The organism is Pseudomonas sp. NPDC089743 (assembly GCF_044748785.1).
GTDB classification, from domain to species: Bacteria; Pseudomonadota; Gammaproteobacteria; order Pseudomonadales; family Pseudomonadaceae; genus Aquipseudomonas; species Aquipseudomonas putida_X.
Map to the genome: position 1 here is coordinate 1 of NZ_JBIVGS010000013.1, position 17,269 is coordinate 17,269.

Genomic DNA, 17,269 nt, shown 5'->3' on the forward strand with positions numbered 1-17,269 from the left:
GACTCCACCAGGCGCCGGTCATCGGCCTGATCGCCCACGTTCAGGGGCAAGGCACCGAAAACGCTGCCGGCGGATACCCGCTGCAGGCCGTTGACCCTGATGTCGGCGATCCTGAACGGCGCCGCCTGGGCCATGCAGGCTTGTAGCAGCAGGATGGGGAGCAACAGACGCGGGTAGTTCATCGGGGGTTCCAGGCGGGCGTGAGGGAGGCTGAGCAGGCTCGGCGAAGGCGCGCGGCGGCTGCCAGGCAAGCGGGCGATGAGGATAAGGGCGGGCTGTGTTTGGCGCGGTTAACCCAAGGTAAAGATGTGTAAAGTTCGCCGTGCTTGCGGTGACAGCCTGGCGCGGCAGGGCGATCATGCGCGCTTTGCAGCCCTGCCTACGCGTACCCCCCATGATTCCTGTGCTTTTGGTCGATGACGACCGTGAACTCACCGAAATGCTTGCCCTTTACCTGGCCCGCGAAGGCTTTGAGGCAACCGCCGTGGCAAATGGCGAAGAGGGCGAGGCCCAAGCGTTGAGCGGGGCTTTTCGCATAGTGGTGCTGGATGTGATGCTGCCGGGCATCTCAGGGATCGAAGTATTGCGGCGTATTCGGGCTCGCAGCCAGGTCCCGGTGCTGTTGCTCACCGCCCGTGGTGACAACATCGACCGCATTGCCGGCTTGGAGCTGGGCGCCGATGACTATGTGCCCAAGCCCAGCTCGCCGGGCGAACTGGTGGCGCGCCTGCGTGCGATCCTGCGCCGGGTGCAACCGCACGCGTGGGCTGAAAGCCAGGCTGGCGAAGTCCTCGGCACAGGGGCGCTGACTTTATGGCCAGGGCGCCGCAAGGCCCAGTGGGCGGCGGCACCTCTGGACCTGACCGGGACTGAATTCAGCCTGCTCGAAGCGTTGGCTCGGCAGGCGGGCCGACTGGTGAGCAAGCAAGAGCTGTCGCTCAACGCCCTGGGCCGGCCGCTGACCCGTTACGATCGCCGCATCGATGTGCACATCAGCAGCATCCGACAGAAACTCGGGCCACGCGCCGACGGCAGCAGCTGGATTCAGAGCGTACGGGGCATGGGCTACATGCTGATCATCGAATGATGCGCCGGCGCCTGTTCTGGAAGCTGTTCCTGGCCTTCTGGTTGGCCAGCTGCCTGACGTTCCTGGTGGGCGCGGGGGCCTTCATGCTCGACGACCTGCGTGGCGACACCCCGGCGCTGCGTTCGCTGCTGGTTACCGAGCTGAACATGTTGCACAGATACGGAGAGCAGGCTGGCCGCCAGCTGTTGCGGGTTTCGCCCCAGCCTGAAGGTGTTCAGGTGGGGCTGTATGACGGCACCGGCCACTTGCTGGCAGGCAGGCCTGTACCCGAGGCCCGCTTCGAGCGGGCGCTGCTCGACCAGGGCGGTCGGGCGTTGGTCTTGCGTGCATCGGTGGCGACCCGCCTGGACGAACTACCACGCCCGCGCAGCATGGGCCCGCTGCTCACCGGGACCTTGATGAGCGCACTGTTCGCCTTGCTCTGCAGCCTTTACCTGACCAAGCCTTTGGCGTGGCTGCGCGAGGCCATGGAGCAGGTCGCCCAGGGCCGGTTCGAGGTGCGCGTCAAGCCGCGCCTGGGCAAGCGCCGCGACGAGATCGTCGACCTTGCCGAAGGCTGCGACCGCATGGCCAGCCAGCTCAAGGCGCTGGTCGAGGCTCAGCAGCAACTGCTGCATGATATTTCTCATGAACTGCGCTCGCCACTGACCCGCATGCACGCGGCCATCGGCTTGGTACGCCAGCAGCCGGAGCGTGCTGAGATGCTGGAACGCATCGAGCGCGAATCCCGGCGCATGGATGACCTGATCGAGCAACTGCTGACCCTGGCACGTGTCCAGTCACAGCCGGGCGATGGCAATAGCCAAGCGTTGGATGTGGTCGAGTTGCTGGCGCAGATCGTCGAGGATGCCCGTTTCGAGGCCAGCATGAAGCAGTGCCAGGTGTCGCTGAGCGCGGATGCAGCATGGTTGACCTGCGGGCATGAGGAACTGCTGTATCGCGCCTTCGAGAACGTGGTGCGCAATGCCGTACGCTACACAGCGCCTGGGACTGAAGTGCGGGTGCTGGCGCTGCTGGCCGACGGCGGCGAACAGCTGGAAGTGGCCATCATCGACCAGGGCCCGGGCGTGGCCCCGGCGCGCCTGCAGAGCATCTTCGAGCCGTTCGACCGGGGTATGGACAGCGGCAGCGATGGCTTCGGCCTGGGTTTGGCGATCGCCCGTCGGGCAATCGCCCTGCATCAGGGCTCGATCAGCGCCCAAGCGGGCGAGGGAGGGGGGTTGCGGGTGAATATCCAGCTGCCGAAGCGGGTGTGAGCGAACCCCCACCCGCCGCCTGATTCGCAGCCGACTAGCGCCCGAGCATGACCGTCTGCAGCCTTGCCTGCGCCTGCTGCACGGTCTTGGCCTGGTTGTTCAGGTCCGCCAGCAAGGCATTCAACTCAGCCTGAACGGTTGGGTCGGACACCTTCACGATGGCCCCGTTGATTTCTATCTTTTCCTTGTGCGCATCCACGTAGTCGGCCACCTTCAGGCTGCTGTCCAGGGTGCCGTTGATTTGCGGCAGCACGTCCAGGAAGGTGTCGGCCGGGACGCTGACGGTGCGCTCATAGGCCTTGTCGTACACCACCTTGAGGTCTTCCGGCTGCTTGAGCTGGGCATGGGCGGTGTCCGCCTTGGCCTTTTGCTCTTGCAGCTGGTTGCCCATGTCGTTCAGGCCGGTCTGCACGGCCTTGATGTCGTCACGGCGGGCAGTGACATCATTGAGCGAGCGAACCGCGCCTTTTTGCAGCAGGTTGCCCAAAGGCTGTACTGCGGCATCCATCGCGCCGTTGAACTGGGTGATGACGGCGTAGTGATCGCTGTAGGGGCCAAATGCCTTGGACTCGTCTGCGCTCAGCTTGGGCACATGCACGCCTGGCTTGTCGACGATACGGGTCTGCAGGAATTCGCTGAAGGCGGCACGTTGCTTGGGTTCGCTGTCGCCACAGGCGGCCAGTACCAGGGGCAGGGCGAGGGCGAGCAGCCAGCGGGGCTTGAATGGGACGTTCATGTCGGTGAATCTCCTGAGTGCATGGGTAGGCCTGCGCACCGGCAAGCGCTGCGCGGCGGTGCAAGGGTAGCGTTTCTCAGCCTGCGGATCCAATCCGGCATTCACAGCATCTCCAGGGCCACCGCATTACCTGTCGGGCAACTCGAACCCAGGGATCTGCCGCCCCAGCTTGCGTGCCTGGCCATGCAGCACGCGCATCAGGTGCAGGGCCGCCTGTGACGGTGGTTCAAAACGCGAATGGACGAAGCTGATATCGAAGTGAATCTCGTCGGCCAAGGGCACCACGGCCAAGCCGCTGTCCTGTGCCACGAACTCATCGATCACGCTGATACCCATGCCTTGCTTGACCAGCGCCACGGCCTCGTTGGCATTGGTGAACGACAACAGCGAGTCCAGGTGCAGGCCACGGCGGGCTATTTCCTCGGCCAGCAACTTGCCGAACGGCATGTCCGGGCGGAACAGCAGCAGCGCATGGCCTTCCAGCTGCTGCAAGCTCAGGCTTGGCTGCTGTGCCAGGGGGTGATCGACGGGCATTACAGCGACCATGCGCCCACGCATGAATGCCTGTGAATGCAGGTGGTCGTGCACCACCGGCAGGGCGGCGATAGAGAGGTCGACCTTCTTCGACAGGATCTGGTTGGGCATCTCGCCCATCAGCGAGGTCTGCCATTCGATCTGCAGTGCAGGCGCCTCACGCTTGAGCTGGGCCAGGGCGGTGGGGATTACCACCGTCGACAACGAGGCGCTGCAGGAGATCCGCAGCTTGCGATGGGCGCCGGTGGCCAGCGCCAGCGCGCATTCATTGACTTGCAGTGCTGCCTGATACACCCGCTCGACCTCACGGAACAGGATCTGCGCCTCGGCGGTGGGCACCAGGCGGTTGTTGATGCGCTCGAACAGGCGGTAGGCCAGGCGCCCTTCGATGTAGCCGATGAGCTTGCTCACCGCCGGCTGCGAGACATACAGCATCTTCGCGGCAGCGCTGATCGAGCCGGTCAGCATGACCGCCCGAAACACCTCCATGTGCCGCAGTTTGAATACCAGTGCACTGGCGTCGCTGCCTTCTTTGCCGGGGAGCATGAGTATTACCTTAGGTTATGGTCTTCGCCATCTGTGTATGAGCGCCTCGGCGACGCCCGCAGTATCGTGGGCCCAGGCAAATCGCCCGTGGTGGCGAACAATAACAAGATCTGCAGGCAAGCGCAGTGGCGCTTGAAGGAGCCGCCTTTGAACATCTTTGATGAACCGAAGATCGATTGCCATAACCATTTGTTTGACCCTGCACGCTTCGCCTATCACCCCGATGCGCCGTACGCACCGTCCGGCCAGGAGATCGCGCCGCTGGAGCAGTTCAACCAGGTGATGGAGGCCTATGGCGTGCGCCATGCCTTGCTGGTAGGGCCCAACAGTGGCTACCACACTGACAACCGCTGCCTGTTGCATGCCTTGGCGAGCGCTCAGGGCCGCTTCAAGGGCATAGCGGTGGTCGAGCGCCACATCAGCCTCGAGCAACTGGCCGCACTGCGTGAGCAGGGCGTGGTCGGTGTGGCGTTCAACCCGGCAATGTATGGCGTGCAGAGCCTGAACGACGCCGGACCGTTGTTCGGCAAGCTTGCCGAACTTGGCCTGTTCGCCCAGATCCAGGTGTGCGACGACCAGCTCGTCGAACTGCTCGGCCTGATCCAGGCCAGCGCGGTGCGGGTATTGATCGACCATTGCGGGCGCCCGGATGCGGCCGGCGGTACCCGACAGGCCGGCTTTCAGGCATTGCTCCGGCTGGCTCGACAGGGCCGGGCCTGCGTGAAGCTTTCGGGCATGCAGAAATTCGCCAGCGCTGCTGCCCTGCATGAGCAAAGCAGCGTGTACGTACACGAGTTGATCAACGCCTTTGGCCCGCATGCCTGTGTGTGGGGTTCGGACTGGCCGTTCATCCGCCAGCACAGCCGGGTGGATTACGGCCCCTTGCTGAAGTTGGCCGAGCGCTTGATGCCAGACCCCCACCTGCGGCGCACCATCATGTGGGAGACCCCAAGGCGCCTGTTCGGGTTTGCCTGACGCCTGCACCTTTGCCATTCCAAGAACAAGAGAGCAATTGCCATGAATGCTGACCAGCCTATCGGTGCCAAGGTGTTCGACACCCCCGCGCGCCAGCAGCAACGTACCCGAACCCGCTTCATGATCCTGGCGCTGATCTCTGGCGGCACCATGATCAACTACCTGGACCGCAGCGTGATGGGCATCGCCGCGCCGAGCATCAGTGCCGATCTGGGCCTTAACGCGGCGATGATGGGGGTGATCTTCTCAGCGTTCTCCTGGACCTACGCGGCGGCGCAGATCCCTGGAGGCATACTGATCGACCGGCTGGGCACCAAGCTCACCTACTGGCTGGCACTGACGCTGTGGTCGCTGTTCACCGGCCTGCAGGGCCTGGCCCAGGGGTTTTTGTCCTTGCTGGGCATGCGCTTTCTGGTCGGTGTGACAGAAGCACCGTGCTTCCCTACCAACAGCCGCGTGGTGGCGACCTGGTTCCCGCAAAGCGAGCGGGCCAGGGCGACCGGTATCTATACCTTTGCCGAGTACACCGGCCTTGCGTTCCTGACACCCTTGCTGTTTTGGGTGTTGCACGCCTACGGCTGGCGCTTTCTGCTGATGGCGGTCGGGTTACTGGGCGTGCTCTACGGGTTGGTCTGGTGGCGTAAATACCACGAGCCGCACCAGTCCACCACGGCCAACCAGGCCGAGCTCGATCATATCGCTGCCGGCGGTGGGGTGGTCGATGGTGGCCAGAAAGCCACTGTCTTTGCGTGGTCGCAGATCCCGGCGCTGCTCAAGCACCGTAACATGCTCGGTATCTGCCTGGGGCAGTTCGCCTGCAACTCGACCAACGTGTTCTTCCTGACCTGGTTCCCGACCTATCTGGTCACTGAACGGCACATGCCTTGGCTTAAAGTCGGTTGGGTAGCGGTGCTGCCGTTCATCGCCGCTTCGCTGGGCACCCTGGTCGGCGGCTGGCTCTCCGATGCCTTGCTGCGCCGGGGCTACTCGCTGAATGTGGCACGCAAGCTGCCGGTCATCGCCGGGCTGCTGACCGCCTCGGTGATTGTCCTGGCCAACTATGTCGAGTCGGACGTACTGGTCATCGCCATCCTGTGTATCGCCTATTTCGCCCAGGGCATGTCCGCCCTGGCCTGGATGATCGTTTCCGACATCGCGCCCAAGGGCTTGCTGGGCCTCAGTGGTGGGCTGTTCAACCTGTTCGCCAACGCCGCCGGCATCGTTACCCCGCTGACCATCGGCCTGATCGTGACGGCCACCGGGTCCTTCGTCTGGGCCTTGGTCTTCGTCTCCTCGATCACCGCCCTTGGCGCGCTGTGTTACCTGTTCATCGTGCGTGACCTGCGTCGCCTGCCGGATATTCCCTGTGTTGAAAAAGGAGCTGAACAATGAGCCAACCCCTGCAAGGGCAAACTGCGATCGTGACCGGTGGCATGCGTGGCATCGGCCTGGCCATCGCCCAACGGCTGCACTGCGCCGGTGCCCAGGTGGTGATCTGGGACCTCGAAGTGGATGGCTGGGACAGTGTCGGCAACGGTTTCGAGCCAGTGCTGCGCCAGGCCGTGGATGTCGCCTCACTGGCCACGGTCGAGGCGGCATTCGCTGAGGTGCTGGCGCGCGTGGGGCCGGTCGAAATCCTGATCAACAACGCTGGCATCAACGGGCCGGTGGTACCGTCCTGGGAGTACCCGCCGCAGGCCTGGGACAAGGTCATCGCCATCGACCTGAACGGCGTCTTCTACTGCTGCCGAACGGCCATCCCGCATATGCGCGAGCGCGGTTATGGGCGAATCGTCAACGTGGCATCGATGGCGGGCAAGGATGGCGTGCAGTACATCAGCGGCTACTCGGCTGCCAAGGCCGGGGTCATCGCCTTCACCAAGGCCGCAGCCAAGGAACTGGCGCAGGAGGGTGTGTCGCTCAACTGCATCGCCCCGGCGATGGTCGAAACGCCGCTGATGGCTGAGATGACGCAGGAGCATATCGCGGCGAGCAAGGCCAAGATACCGATGGGGCGTTTTCTCAAGGCTGAGGAAATTGCCAACATGGTGGCCTGGATCGCCGGGCCGGAATGCAGCTTCACCACAGGCTTCGTGTTCGACCTCAGTGGTGGGAGGGCGACCTATTGAGGCCCCTTGCGGTTGCCCACCTCACCGCGCTGGACCTTGCGCCGCAGGCGTTGGTGCGTGAGGCCGGCAGCGCCGGTTTCAACGCCGTGGGCTTGCGGCTGCACCCGGTGATGCCGGGGGCGCAGGCTTACCCGCTGGCGGTGGGCGGGCAGGCGTTGCGAGAGGTGAAGGCCGTGATGGCAGGTGAGGGTGTAAGCGTTGCCGACATCGAGTTCGTCTCGCTGACGCCGCAACTGCAGGTTGGCGATTGTTCAGCCTTGCTGGCCGCAGGTGCTGAACTGGGCGCCACCAGCCTTACGGTATCCGGGGATGACGAAGACCGTGTGCGGCTTGCGCACAACTTCGCGGCGCTGTGTGAAATGGCCAAGGCGTATGGCTTGCGTGTGGATCTGGAGTTCATGCGCTGGAGGCCGGTGGCGACCCTGCAGCAGGCGTTGGCTGTGTTGCACATGGCTGGGCAGGACAACAGCGCGGTACTGGTGGATGCGCTGCATCTGTTCCGTTCGGGCGGGGAGGTAGCGGCACTTGCCGACGTCGACCCGCGCTACCTGCGGGCGGTGCAATTGTGCGATGCGCCGCTCACGGCGCCGGCTGAGGCACTGATTATCCAGGAGGCGCGTGAAGGGCGGTTGTTGCCGGGGCAGGGGCAGTTGCCACTGGCAGCACTGTTGGGCGCGTTGCCGGTGGAGGTACACGTGAGCGTGGAAACGCCTTCGATGATGCTTGGCGGTGAAAACCGCTTGCAGCAGGTGCTTGCAGCGACGCACGGTTGGTTGAGCAGTGCTGGCCTGCAGTGAGGCCTGTTGAAGGCTTGCATTCGGTTCTTCACCGATTGCAGGGGAGGCCGGTGGTGGGTAGCTAGCGCTGCGGGTGCAAGCCATGGGCTGTTGCCACCCACCCGGTGGCCCGGACCTCGCCGAAGGTATGTCGGGCAGGGGTTGGAAAGGGGCCGGCAGTCGCCCCCGACGGCGACAACCAACCGGACGGCGCACACCGCTAGGGCGATGGCCCTCACCTATGGTATACAACCCTTAACACCACACCACCATCACCTGGCGCCTGGAAGCGTTCTGGGTTGGTCGGTGACTTTCCTGCAACTGCTCCTTTTATAGAGAAACGGAGATTCGAAGATGACCGCCACCGACCGTCTGAGCCTGCTTCAGTATGAGCACCTGGGCCTGGACGATGTAGCCGCCGCTGAATTCAAGGTCGCTCTGGGTGAACTGCGCAAGTTGGCACTGGGTGACCGCTACGAACACCACGCCGCGCTCCATCTGGGCGATATCGCCGAAGCCGAAAACCGTCAGCAACTGGACCAGACGAAAAACTGGGGCATAGGCTTCCTGCAGGGGCTGACCTGCGCGCAGACGCTCACCGAAGAGCAAGTCAGGGCACTGCGCGGCGTGTTCCAGGCGGCGGCCAAGCGGTCTTTGGCGCGCATGCCCGGATAAATTTCTGGCAGCCAGCTGATTCTCGTCCAGAATCTTTAGAGCATGCGGGCAGCAGTACAGCAGACGTGCGCAGGATGTGGCAGCCTTTCGCGACCACGGCTGGCCGCCTAAGGCCCCATGCACCGAGGGTTGTAGATGGTCGAGCGGTGGTCCGGTCGGTCTTTGCTGCTTTGGCTTTTCTTTTTTCTGCTGCCTCAGGCCTGGGCAGCGGAGGATGCGTGTCGGCAACTGACCGCCACCGGCAATCCGGAATACCCCCCTTACCTGTGGCGCGACCCGACCAACCCCCAACGACTGATCGGGGCCAACGCCGACCTGCTTGATCACCTGGGCCAGGCGCTCGGGCTGGAAATGCAGGTGGTCTACGGTGGGCCCTGGTCGCGGGCCCAGGAAGAGGTGCGCAAAGGCCGTATCGATTTGATGGCCGGTTACTTCCTGACCCAGGCGCGTCAGCAGGAGGTAGACTTCATCAGCCCGCCATTCCTGCATACCCCAAGCGTTGTCTGGGTGCGCCAGGACGCGGCCTTCGCTTACCGTGGCTGGCCAGACTTGAAGGGGCGCAAGGGCGGCACCCTGGTCAGCAACAGTCATGGCCAGGCGTTCGATGACTATGCCAGGGCCAACCTCACCCTCGAAGCGGTTCCCAGCGCCAGGCAGGCGTTCGAGAAGCTGCTGCACAAGCGTAACGACTACCTGATCTATGAGCAGTACCCCGGTATGGCGATGGCGCGGACGCTGGGTATGGAGGCGCAGTTGAAGGTGCTCGACCCGCCGGTTTCCAGTGAGGGTTTGTACCTGGCGCTGTCCCAGGCCTCGCCGTGCAACCAGCCCAGGCTGCGTGAGCGCCTGGCGCAGAAAATGAAGGAAATTGTCGCTGGCCCGCTGCCTGGGCAGCTACTGGCGAAGAACCTCGAGCGTTGGAAACAGCAGCAAGCGGGCGGGCCGCACTGAGGCGGCGTGGGCGCGGCGGCAGTGTTCAGTGATGGGCGCACGTTGATGTCATGCACTGGCTTCCCGAGCCCGCTTGGCCGTGGTCACATTGGCCGCGCTGGGCAAGGCCACGCCGTTCTTGATGGCCAGCACCTCGGCCATGACGCTGACCGCGATCTCCGCAGGGGTCTTGCTACCGATGTAGATGCCGATTGGGCCATGCAGGCGTTTGAGTGAGGCCTGGGTCTGGCCGAAATGCTCGACCAGGCGTTCGCGGCGCAGCTGGCTGTTACGCCGCGAGCCGATCACACCGATGTAGAAGGCTGGGCTGTGCAAGGCTTCGAGCAGGGCCAGGTCGTCCAGCTTGGGGTCATGGCTAAGGCCAATGATGCAACTGCGCAGGTCCGGGGCAAAGGCCCTGACCATGTCGTCCGGCATGCCGACCAGCTTCTCCACGCCCGCGACATTCCAGCCATCCATGTATTCATGGCGAGGGTCACAGACGGCCACCTTGAAGCCATTGAACAGCGCCATGGTCGCCAGGTATTCGGCCAGTGCCCCGGCACCGATCAGCAGCATGCGGTAGCCAGGCCCCAGGGTATTGACCATTCGCTGGCCATCGAAGCTGAACTGCTCTGGCGCATGCGTGGCGGTCAGGCTTGTGTCACTGGTGCCAAGGTCGAGCTCGCGACGGACCAGGTTGCCAGCGTCCAGCTGCGACAGAAGCTGCTCAAGGCTGGGCAATGAAGGGTTGAATTCGAGTATCAGCTCCAGGGTCCCGCCGCAGGGCAGGCCAAAGCGATGGGCCTCGTCGGCACTGACGCCGTAACGCACCACGCGCGGCAGCCCTTCCGGCATGCCCTCGCCGTTGTAGGCGGTGGTGTAGCGGTGCACCAGGTCATCCTCGATGCAGCCACCGGAGACGCTGCCAATGACCCTGCCATCGCCACGCAGGGCCATCATCGAACCCACCGGCCTGGGCGATGAGCCCCAGGTACGGGCGACAGTTGCCAGCAGCACCCGTTCGCCTGCCTTGAGCCAGTCACAGGTGGTGCGCAGGACCAGCAGGTCGATGCTTTCCATTGACGGGTATTCCTCAGCGCATGTGCAAGATGATCGGGCTGCTGCTCGCCGGGTCGGTATCCCCGCGCAGCTTGCTGACGGCCTGCGCGTCGACCGCACCGCCGTGGTTGCCCCAGGTACCGCGGACGAAGCTCAGTACATCGGCGATCTCCTGGTCCGACAATTGCTCGCGGAACGCCGGCATGCGGTAGGCATCCGGCAGCCCTGCGGCGACGATGCGTTGCGAGCCATTGAGGGTGATGTTGATCGCCGACGCATCTTCCTTCGCCAGCGACGAGGTGGCCCCCGCCAGCGGCGGCATCCATTCTGCCTGGCCCTTGCCGTCCAAGCCGTGGCAGGTGGCGCAGCGGGTCACGTAGGTGTGGGCGCCCGGGCTGTTCAGGCGTTCGCCGGCAGACACCGCCTGGTATTGCCACGGCGCGCCGTCACGTTGTGGGTCGCCCGGCAACGATTTGAGGTAGCGGGCGATCGCTGCCAGGTCGTCATCGCTCATGAACTGGGTGGAATTGTTGAACGCCTCGGTCATCGAGCCATAGACCACCGCATGCTGATTGCGCCCGTGTTTGAGGAACTGCACGATCTGCGCCTCGCTCCAGCGGCCCAGGCCAGTGTTGTGGTCGTTACGCAGGCTGGGTGCGTACCAGCCATCGAGCAGCGCACCGGCCAGGAACGGCTTGCCCTCTTCATCCAGGGCTTTTTCGTTGAAGGCCAGGCCCCGCGGGGTATGGCAACTGCCACAGTGGCCGGGCCCCTGAACGATGTAGGCACCTCGGTTCCACACCGCGTCCTGCGTCGGTTTGACCGCGTAAGGTTGGTCTGCTGCGAACAGGCCGTTCCACAGCGCGATCGGCCAGCGCATGTTCAACGGCCACGGGATATCGCTGGGGATGTTCGCCTGCTGTGCAGGCTGCACACCTTTCATGAAGAAGGCATACAGGGCCCGCACATCATCATCACTGAGCTTGGCATACGAAGGGTAGGGCATGGCCGGGTACAGCCGCCGGCCCCCCGGTGCGACGCCGTGACGCACGGCGCGGTCGAAGTCGGCAAGGCTGTAATTGCCGATGCCCGTCGCGGGGTCGGGCGTCACGTTGGTGGCGTGTATCGCCCCCAGTGGTGTGGCCATTTCCAGCCCACCGGCAAACGGCTTGCCGTCGGGCAGGCTGTGGCAGGCGACGCAGTCGCTGAGCCTGGCCACGTACTCACCACGGCTGACCAGCGCCGGGTCGAAGCTGGCATTCTGTTCGGTGACGAAGGGCGAAGCGGGCTCACGGGTGACATACCAGGCCAGCAGGCCGGCGGCGACCAGGCACGGCAGCGCCAGCCAGCCTGCGGTTCTTGCGAATCGACTGTGGGTCATGGGGCGTTCCTTGTCCGGTCAGCTGAAGGTATGGCGGCTCATGGGCAGGCTGCGGATGCGCTGCCCGGTGAGCTGCGCCACCGCATTGGCCACTGCTGGCGCCACCGCAGGCAACGGCGGCTCGCCAATGCCCCCCATCTTCGCGCCGCTTTCGACAATGCGCACATGCACCCGGGCCATGCGCGAGGCAGGCAGGATCGGATACAGGTCGTAGTTGCGCGCACGCGGCTTGCCATCGATGAACACCGCTTCCTCGACCAGCGTCTGCGACAGGCCGAGTGCCACGGCGCCGTTGACCTGGGCTTCGATGATCGCCGGGTTGACGATGCTGCCAGGGTCGATCGCCTGCCAGATATCGTGGACCTTGACCTGGCCATCTTCGATCGACACTTCAGCGATCACGGCAGCTTCCGAGCCGAACGGCGAGGCCATGGCCACACCTCGTGCCCGCTTGCTGCCGTCTTCAGCGGTGAACGGCCCGCGCTTCCAGCCACCGGACAATTCACCCACCGCGTGCAGCAGGTTGGTCAGGCGAGGGTTGTCGCGCAGCAGGTGCAGGCGCAACTCGAAGGGGTCCTTGCCGCCCTTGTCGGCCAGTTCGTCCAGGAAGGACTCATAGAAGAAGTCGTTCAGCGAGTTGCCCACCGAGCGCCAGTAACCCAGCATGGCCGGGCCCTTGACGTAGATCTGTGCGATACGCTTGTTGGCGATGGCGTAGGATTTGCCCGACAGCCCTTCGAGCGCCGTTGGGTCGATCTTCTCGCCTTGCTTGCCTGCCAGGGCCTCGGTCGGGCCCTCTGTGGCACTCACCGCTTCGATGGCCACTGGCAGGCCATCGGCATCCAGCCCTGCGCGGAACTTGACCACCGCCACCGGTCGCAGCACATCGCGCAGGAATTCTTCTTCGCGGCTCCAGATCAGCTTGACCGGGCGGCCGACGGCCTTGGCCAGCAAGATGGCCTGCGGGTACGGGTTGGCCGAGTCATACAGGAAGTGGCGACCGAAGAACCCACCCAGAAGCGGGGAGTGCAAGGTGATCTTTGCAGGGTCCAGGCCGGTGCGTTTGGCGATGTCGTCACGGAACATGTCCGGCGCCTGGTTGGGCAGCCAGACCTCCAGCGAACCGTCGGGGTTGTAGCGCGCCAGTGCGGACGGCGGCTCCAACTGGGCGTGGTTGAGGTACTGGTTGTGGTAGGTGGCCTCGACCTTGGTCTTGGCATTGCCCAGTGCAGCGGCCAGATCGCCCTCACTTTCGTCGTCGCGGGCCGGGCCTGTCTGGGCGGCCAGGTGCTCGCGCCAGGCATCGCTGGAAAAGTCGGCGGGCATGGCGCGTACCTTGCTGTCGGCGCCGGGTTCCTGCCAGTCCACCTGGACCGCTTCGACCGCACGCTTGGCGTGCCACCAGCGTTCGGCCACCACGGCAACGGCGCCTGGCAACTGATGCACCGAATGCACGCCTTTCATGGCCTTGACCTGCTCTTCGTTGCGCAGGCGGCCCACGGTCATGCCCAGGCGCGGGGCATGCTGGACAGCGGCGTGGAGCATCCCCTCGAGCTTGATGTCGATGGTGTAAAGCGCTTTGCCGGTGGATTTGTCGTAGGCATCGACGCGCGCCACCGGCTTGCCGATCCAGCGGAACTGGCTGGGGTCGCGCAGCGTGATGCCGGCCGGGTCCGGTACCGGCAGGTCCATGGCCCGTTCAGCCAGTTCGCCATAGCCCAGCGCACGGCCCGAGGCGGCGTGCAGCACTTTGCCAGGCTCGGTGGACAGCTCGCTCACCGGTACGCCCCATTGTTCGGCTGCGGCCTGCAGCAGCATGGCCCGGGCGAGGGCGCCGAGGCGGCGCATGGTCGGGTAGCTCATGCGCACCGACATGCTGCCGCCGGTGATCCGCATGCCGTTTTCCATCACGACGTAGGCTTCGCCCGGCGGGGCACTGTCGACCACGAATGTGGCAGGGTCCGCGTCCAGTTCTTCGCCGACGATCTGCGCCATGGCGGTATAGGTGCCTTGGCCGCCTTCGATGAACGGGCAGAGCAGGCGTACCGTGCCGTCCTGGCGGATTTCCAGGAATGCAGGTACCTGGGTGCCGCGCTCCTGGGCGGCGGCCGTCGCCGCCTGGACCCGGCTGGTGCCCAGCGGCAGCCCGAAGCCCAGGACCAGCGCGCCTACGGCGGTACTGGCGAGAAACCGCCGACGCGACAAGTTGACCGTTGCCCCCGGCGGTAGGTCGAGCAGCGCTTCAGGGGTATCGACAGGCGTATTCATCAGGCCTTCTCCCCTTGGGCAAGTTCGTGCACGGCGGCATGGATGGCGTTGTACGTGCCGCAGCGGCACAGGTTGACCATCGCCGCGTCGATTTGCGCATCGCTCGGTTGCGGGGTGTGCTTGAGCAGCGCGGTGGCCGCCATCACTTGCCCGGACTGGCAGTAACCGCATTGGGCCACCTGGTGCTCGACCCATGCCGCCACTACGCGCTTGCCCACCGCATCGGCCTCGATGGCTTCGATGGTGGTCACTTCACGCCCGACCACGCCGGCCACCGGCGTGACACAGGCGCGTACCACATTGCCGTCCACCAGCACCGAGCAGGCGCCGCACTGTGCCAGGCCGCAGCCATACTTGGTGCCGGTCAGGCCGAGGTCGTCGCGGATCACCCACAGCAACGGCGTGTCGGCGTCAGCCTCGACCTGGTAGGTCTTCTGGTTGATTCGAAGTTCCATGGCTCACCTGCTGATCATCGGTTGTCATTGTGTTGTCGTGCAGGGAATACGTTGCTCCCCAATCCGCAAACGCTAGCACAGCGGTGTGTGCGGCGGCCTGCCGTTTACCGAAGGTTCAGAGAATCAGGCAAGCAATCCGTTGAAATGCGCAATCGTGTGCGGTCGCGGTCAGGTGCGCAGACAAACAGGACTTCCAGCCGAAAAAACCGGATAATGCCGGCCAATTTCGTTTTGCACGTTCAAATCACGGTGTTCCCGCATGGAAATCAAGGTCAACTTTCTCGACAACCTTCGTCTTGAAGCCAAATTCGACGACTTCACGGTGATCGCCGACCAGCCGATTCGCTACAAAGGCGATGGCTCGGCCCCGGGGCCGTTCGACTATTTCCTTGCCTCATCGGCCTTGTGCGCCGCCTATTTCGTCAAGCTGTACTGCCAGACCCGGGACATCCCTACCGAAAACATCCGCCTGTCGCAGAACAACATCGTCGACCCTGAGAACCGCTACAACCAGATCTTCAAGATCCAGGTCGAGTTGCCGGAAGACATCTCCGAGAAGGACCGCCAGGGCATTCTGCGTTCCATCGACCGCTGCACGGTCAAGAAAGTGGTGCAGACCGGCCCTGAGTTCATCATCGAGCAGGTCGACAACCTCGATGCCGACGCCCAGGGCCTGCTCATGCCGGTCGCCGACACCACCACCTACATCGCCGGCAAGGACCTGCCGCTGGAGCAGACCATCGCCAACATGTCGGGCCTGCTCGCCGGGCTAGGCATGAAGATCGAGATCGCCTCCTGGCGCAACATCGTGCCCAACGTGTGGTCGCTGCACGTGCGCGATGCGCAGTCGCCGATGTGCTTCACCAACGGCAAGGGCTCGACCAAAGAGGCCGCCCTGGCCTCGGCGCTGGGTGAATTCATCGAGCGTTTGAACTGCAACTTCTTCTATAACGACCAGTTCTGGGGCGAGGACATCGCCAACGCGCCGTTCGTGCATTACCCCAACGAGCAGTGGTTCAAACCCGGCGCCAAGGACGCGCTGCCAGGCGAGATCCTCGACCCATACTGCCTGCAGATCTACAACCCGGACGGCGAGCTGCGTGGTTCGCACCTGTATGACACCAACTCGGGCAACACCGAGCGTGGCATCTGTTCGCTGCCGTTCGTGCGCCAGTCCGACGGCCAGGTGGTGTACTTCCCGTCCAACCTGATCGAGAACCTGTTCCTCAGCAACGGCATGAGCGCCGGCAACACCCTGGCCGAAGCCCAGGTGCAGTGCCTGTCGGAAATCTTCGAGCGGGCGGTGAAGCGTGAAATCCTCGAGGGCGAGCTGTGCCTGCCGGATGTGCCGCAGGCGGTGCTGGCCAAGTACCCAGGGATCGTCGCAGGCATCCAGGGGCTTGAAGAGCAGGGTTTCCCGGTGTTGGTCAAGGACGCGTCGCTGGGCGGTGAATTCCCGGTCATGTGCGTGACCTTGATGAACCCGCGTACCGGGGGCGTGTTCGCCTCGTTCGGCGCCCATCCAAGCCTGGAAGTGGCGCTGGAGCGCAGCCTTACCGAACTGCTGCAGGGCCGCAGTTTCGAGGGGCTCAACGACTTGCCGCAGCCGACCTTCGAAAGCCACGCGCTGACCGAGCCGAACAACTTCGTCGAGCACTTCATCGACTCCAGTGGCGTGGTGTCGTGGCGCTTCTTCAGCGCCAAGGCCGATTTCGAGTTCGTCGAGTGGGACTTCTCCGGCCAGGGTGAAGATTCCAATGCCCAGGAAGCCGCGACCCTGTTCGGCATTCTCGAGGGCATGGGCAAAGAGGTGTACATGGCGGTGTACGACAACCTCGGCGCCAACGCCTGCCGCATCCTGGTACCGGGTTACTCGGAGATCTACCCGGTCGAGGACCTGATCTGGGACAACACCAACCGTGCCCTGGGCTTCCGTGCCGACATTCTCAACCTGCATAGCCTGGACAACCGGGCGCTGCGCGCGCTGCTCAAGCGCCTGGACAACTGTGAGGTGGACGACTACACCACCATCACCACGCTGATCGGGGTCGAGTTCGATGACAACACGGTGTGGGGGCAGTTGACCATCCTTGAGTTGAAGCTGCTGATCTGCCTGGCGTTGAAGCGTTTCGAGGACGCCAAGGAGCTGGTCGAGGCGTTCCTGCAGTTCAACGACAACACTGTCGAGCGCGGTTTGTTCTACCAGGCACTGAATGTGGTGCTGGAAGTGGTGCTCGATGACGAGCTGGAAATGGAGGACTACGAGGCCAACTTCCGCCGGATGTTCGGCAACCCGCGCATGGACGCAGTGCTGGGTTCGGTGGACGGTAGCGTGCGCTTCCATGGTTTGACCCCCACCAGCATGAAGCTGGAGGGGCTGGACCGCCATCTGCGCCTGATCGAGAGCTACAAGAAACTGCATGCCGCCCGGGCCAAGGCGGTGTGACAAGGCTCTAGCC

The 17,269-nt window shown here is 64.1% G+C and carries 15 protein-coding genes and 1 pseudogene; 9 read left to right on the forward strand and 7 right to left on the reverse strand.

Features of this window, described 5'->3' with window-relative positions; genetic code table 11:
• Window positions 1-182: pseudogene (locus tag ACIPZC_RS19775) on the reverse strand (outer membrane assembly protein); the annotation flags it as partial.
• A gap of 212 nt (window positions 183-394) precedes the next feature.
• Between ACIPZC_RS19775 and ACIPZC_RS19780 the strand changes: the two are divergent.
• Both ACIPZC_RS19780 and ACIPZC_RS19785 read left to right on the forward strand, forming a co-directional pair.
• On the forward strand, window positions 395-1,087 hold the full coding sequence (locus tag ACIPZC_RS19780; protein WP_400628968.1) for a response regulator: 693 nt from the start codon (window positions 395-397) through the stop codon (window positions 1,085-1,087).
• Window positions 1,084-2,343 (forward strand): ATP-binding protein, encoded by a 1,260-nt coding sequence (locus ACIPZC_RS19785; protein WP_400628970.1) that lies wholly within the window; start codon window positions 1,084-1,086, stop codon window positions 2,341-2,343. Before ACIPZC_RS19780 ends, ACIPZC_RS19785 begins: the two co-directional genes overlap by 4 nt.
• A 34-nt stretch (window positions 2,344-2,377) precedes the next feature.
• Here the strand turns inward: ACIPZC_RS19785 and ACIPZC_RS19790 are convergent, their stop codons facing one another.
• Window positions 2,378-3,079 (reverse strand): DUF3053 domain-containing protein, encoded by a 702-nt coding sequence (locus ACIPZC_RS19790; protein ID WP_267816284.1) that lies wholly within the window; start codon window positions 3,077-3,079, stop codon window positions 2,378-2,380.
• 126 nt (window positions 3,080-3,205) lie between these two features.
• A complete protein-coding gene (locus tag ACIPZC_RS19795; RefSeq protein ID WP_400628972.1) occupies window positions 3,206-4,159 on the reverse strand; it encodes a LysR family transcriptional regulator in 954 nt (317 codons plus the stop codon).
• Window positions 4,160-4,306: 147 nt separating this feature from the next.
• On the opposite strand from ACIPZC_RS19795, the gene ACIPZC_RS19800 reads away from it, so the two are divergent.
• From ACIPZC_RS19800 to ACIPZC_RS19825, 6 genes are all read left to right on the forward strand, one after another.
• Window positions 4,307-5,134 (forward strand): amidohydrolase family protein, encoded by an 828-nt coding sequence (locus ACIPZC_RS19800; RefSeq protein WP_400628974.1) that lies wholly within the window; start codon window positions 4,307-4,309, stop codon window positions 5,132-5,134.
• A gap of 42 nt (window positions 5,135-5,176) precedes the next feature.
• Entirely contained in the window at window positions 5,177-6,526 is a 1,350-nt protein-coding gene (locus ACIPZC_RS19805; protein ID WP_400628976.1) for an MFS transporter, read from the forward strand.
• Complete coding sequence (locus ACIPZC_RS19810) at window positions 6,523-7,263, forward strand: SDR family NAD(P)-dependent oxidoreductase (protein ID WP_400628978.1); 741 nt, start codon at window positions 6,523-6,525, stop codon at window positions 7,261-7,263. Before ACIPZC_RS19805 ends, ACIPZC_RS19810 begins: the two co-directional genes overlap by 4 nt.
• Window positions 7,260-8,060, forward strand: coding sequence for a sugar phosphate isomerase/epimerase family protein (locus tag ACIPZC_RS19815; protein WP_400628980.1), 801 nt, complete (start codon window positions 7,260-7,262; stop codon window positions 8,058-8,060). The genes ACIPZC_RS19810 and ACIPZC_RS19815 overlap by 4 nt, the downstream gene beginning before the upstream one ends.
• Before the next feature lie 333 nt (window positions 8,061-8,393).
• Window positions 8,394-8,714 carry a hypothetical protein gene (locus ACIPZC_RS19820; RefSeq protein WP_012314688.1) on the forward strand — a complete coding sequence of 107 codons (321 nt, stop codon included), beginning with the start codon at window positions 8,394-8,396 and terminating at the stop codon, window positions 8,712-8,714.
• Between the two features lie 135 nt (window positions 8,715-8,849).
• A complete protein-coding gene (locus tag ACIPZC_RS19825) occupies window positions 8,850-9,665 on the forward strand; it encodes a substrate-binding periplasmic protein (protein WP_400628983.1) in 816 nt (271 codons plus the stop codon).
• Between the two features lie 48 nt (window positions 9,666-9,713).
• Here the strand turns inward: ACIPZC_RS19825 and ACIPZC_RS19830 are convergent, their stop codons facing one another.
• From ACIPZC_RS19830 to ACIPZC_RS19845, 4 genes are read right to left on the reverse strand one after another with little or no spacing between them, the layout of a single operon-like run.
• On the reverse strand, window positions 9,714-10,727 hold the full coding sequence (locus tag ACIPZC_RS19830) for an XdhC family protein (protein WP_400628985.1): 1,014 nt from the start codon (window positions 10,725-10,727) through the stop codon (window positions 9,714-9,716).
• Between the two features lie 13 nt (window positions 10,728-10,740).
• The gene (locus tag ACIPZC_RS19835; protein ID WP_241803588.1) at window positions 10,741-12,087 is read right to left on the reverse strand and encodes a cytochrome c; all 1,347 of its coding nucleotides are present in this window, start codon (window positions 12,085-12,087) and stop codon (window positions 10,741-10,743) included.
• Window positions 12,088-12,105: 18 nt separating this feature from the next.
• Window positions 12,106-14,355 (reverse strand): molybdopterin cofactor-binding domain-containing protein, encoded by a 2,250-nt coding sequence (locus tag ACIPZC_RS19840; RefSeq protein ID WP_400628987.1) that lies wholly within the window; start codon window positions 14,353-14,355, stop codon window positions 12,106-12,108.
• Window positions 14,355-14,810: a (2Fe-2S)-binding protein gene (locus ACIPZC_RS19845; RefSeq protein ID WP_046786065.1), complete on the reverse strand. Its 456-nt coding sequence runs from the start codon at window positions 14,808-14,810 to the stop codon at window positions 14,355-14,357. The genes ACIPZC_RS19840 and ACIPZC_RS19845 overlap by 1 nt, the downstream gene beginning before the upstream one ends.
• A 259-nt stretch (window positions 14,811-15,069) precedes the next feature.
• Here ACIPZC_RS19845 and ACIPZC_RS19850 point away from each other — a divergent pair, with 259 nt between their 5' ends.
• Window positions 15,070-17,256, forward strand: coding sequence for an OsmC domain/YcaO domain-containing protein (locus tag ACIPZC_RS19850; protein WP_400628990.1), 2,187 nt, complete (start codon window positions 15,070-15,072; stop codon window positions 17,254-17,256).
• The last annotated feature ends 13 nt before the right edge of the window (window positions 17,257-17,269 follow it).

What these genes read in the sequence shown, in the direction of transcription:
- ACIPZC_RS19780 (WP_400628968.1), top strand. Translation starts at nt 395, where the DNA reads ATGATTCCTGTGCTTTTGGTCGATGACGACCGTGAACTCACCGAAATG.
- ACIPZC_RS19785 (WP_400628970.1), top strand. Translation starts at nt 1,084, where the DNA reads ATGATGCGCCGGCGCCTGTTCTGGAAGCTGTTCCTGGCCTTCTGGTTG.
- ACIPZC_RS19790 (WP_267816284.1), bottom strand. Translation starts at nt 3,079, where the DNA reads ATGAACGTCCCATTCAAGCCCCGCTGGCTGCTCGCCCTCGCCCTGCCC.
- ACIPZC_RS19795 (WP_400628972.1), bottom strand. Translation starts at nt 4,159, where the DNA reads ATGCTCCCCGGCAAAGAAGGCAGCGACGCCAGTGCACTGGTATTCAAA.
- ACIPZC_RS19805 (WP_400628976.1), top strand. Translation starts at nt 5,177, where the DNA reads ATGAATGCTGACCAGCCTATCGGTGCCAAGGTGTTCGACACCCCCGCG.
- ACIPZC_RS19810 (WP_400628978.1), top strand. Translation starts at nt 6,523, where the DNA reads ATGAGCCAACCCCTGCAAGGGCAAACTGCGATCGTGACCGGTGGCATG.
- ACIPZC_RS19820 (WP_012314688.1), top strand. Translation starts at nt 8,394, where the DNA reads ATGACCGCCACCGACCGTCTGAGCCTGCTTCAGTATGAGCACCTGGGC.
- ACIPZC_RS19825 (WP_400628983.1), top strand. Translation starts at nt 8,850, where the DNA reads ATGGTCGAGCGGTGGTCCGGTCGGTCTTTGCTGCTTTGGCTTTTCTTT.
- ACIPZC_RS19830 (WP_400628985.1), bottom strand. Translation starts at nt 10,727, where the DNA reads ATGGAAAGCATCGACCTGCTGGTCCTGCGCACCACCTGTGACTGGCTC.
- ACIPZC_RS19835 (WP_241803588.1), bottom strand. Translation starts at nt 12,087, where the DNA reads ATGACCCACAGTCGATTCGCAAGAACCGCAGGCTGGCTGGCGCTGCCG.
- ACIPZC_RS19840 (WP_400628987.1), bottom strand. Translation starts at nt 14,355, where the DNA reads ATGAATACGCCTGTCGATACCCCTGAAGCGCTGCTCGACCTACCGCCG.
- ACIPZC_RS19845 (WP_046786065.1), bottom strand. Translation starts at nt 14,810, where the DNA reads ATGGAACTTCGAATCAACCAGAAGACCTACCAGGTCGAGGCTGACGCC.
- ACIPZC_RS19850 (WP_400628990.1), top strand. Translation starts at nt 15,070, where the DNA reads ATGGAAATCAAGGTCAACTTTCTCGACAACCTTCGTCTTGAAGCCAAA.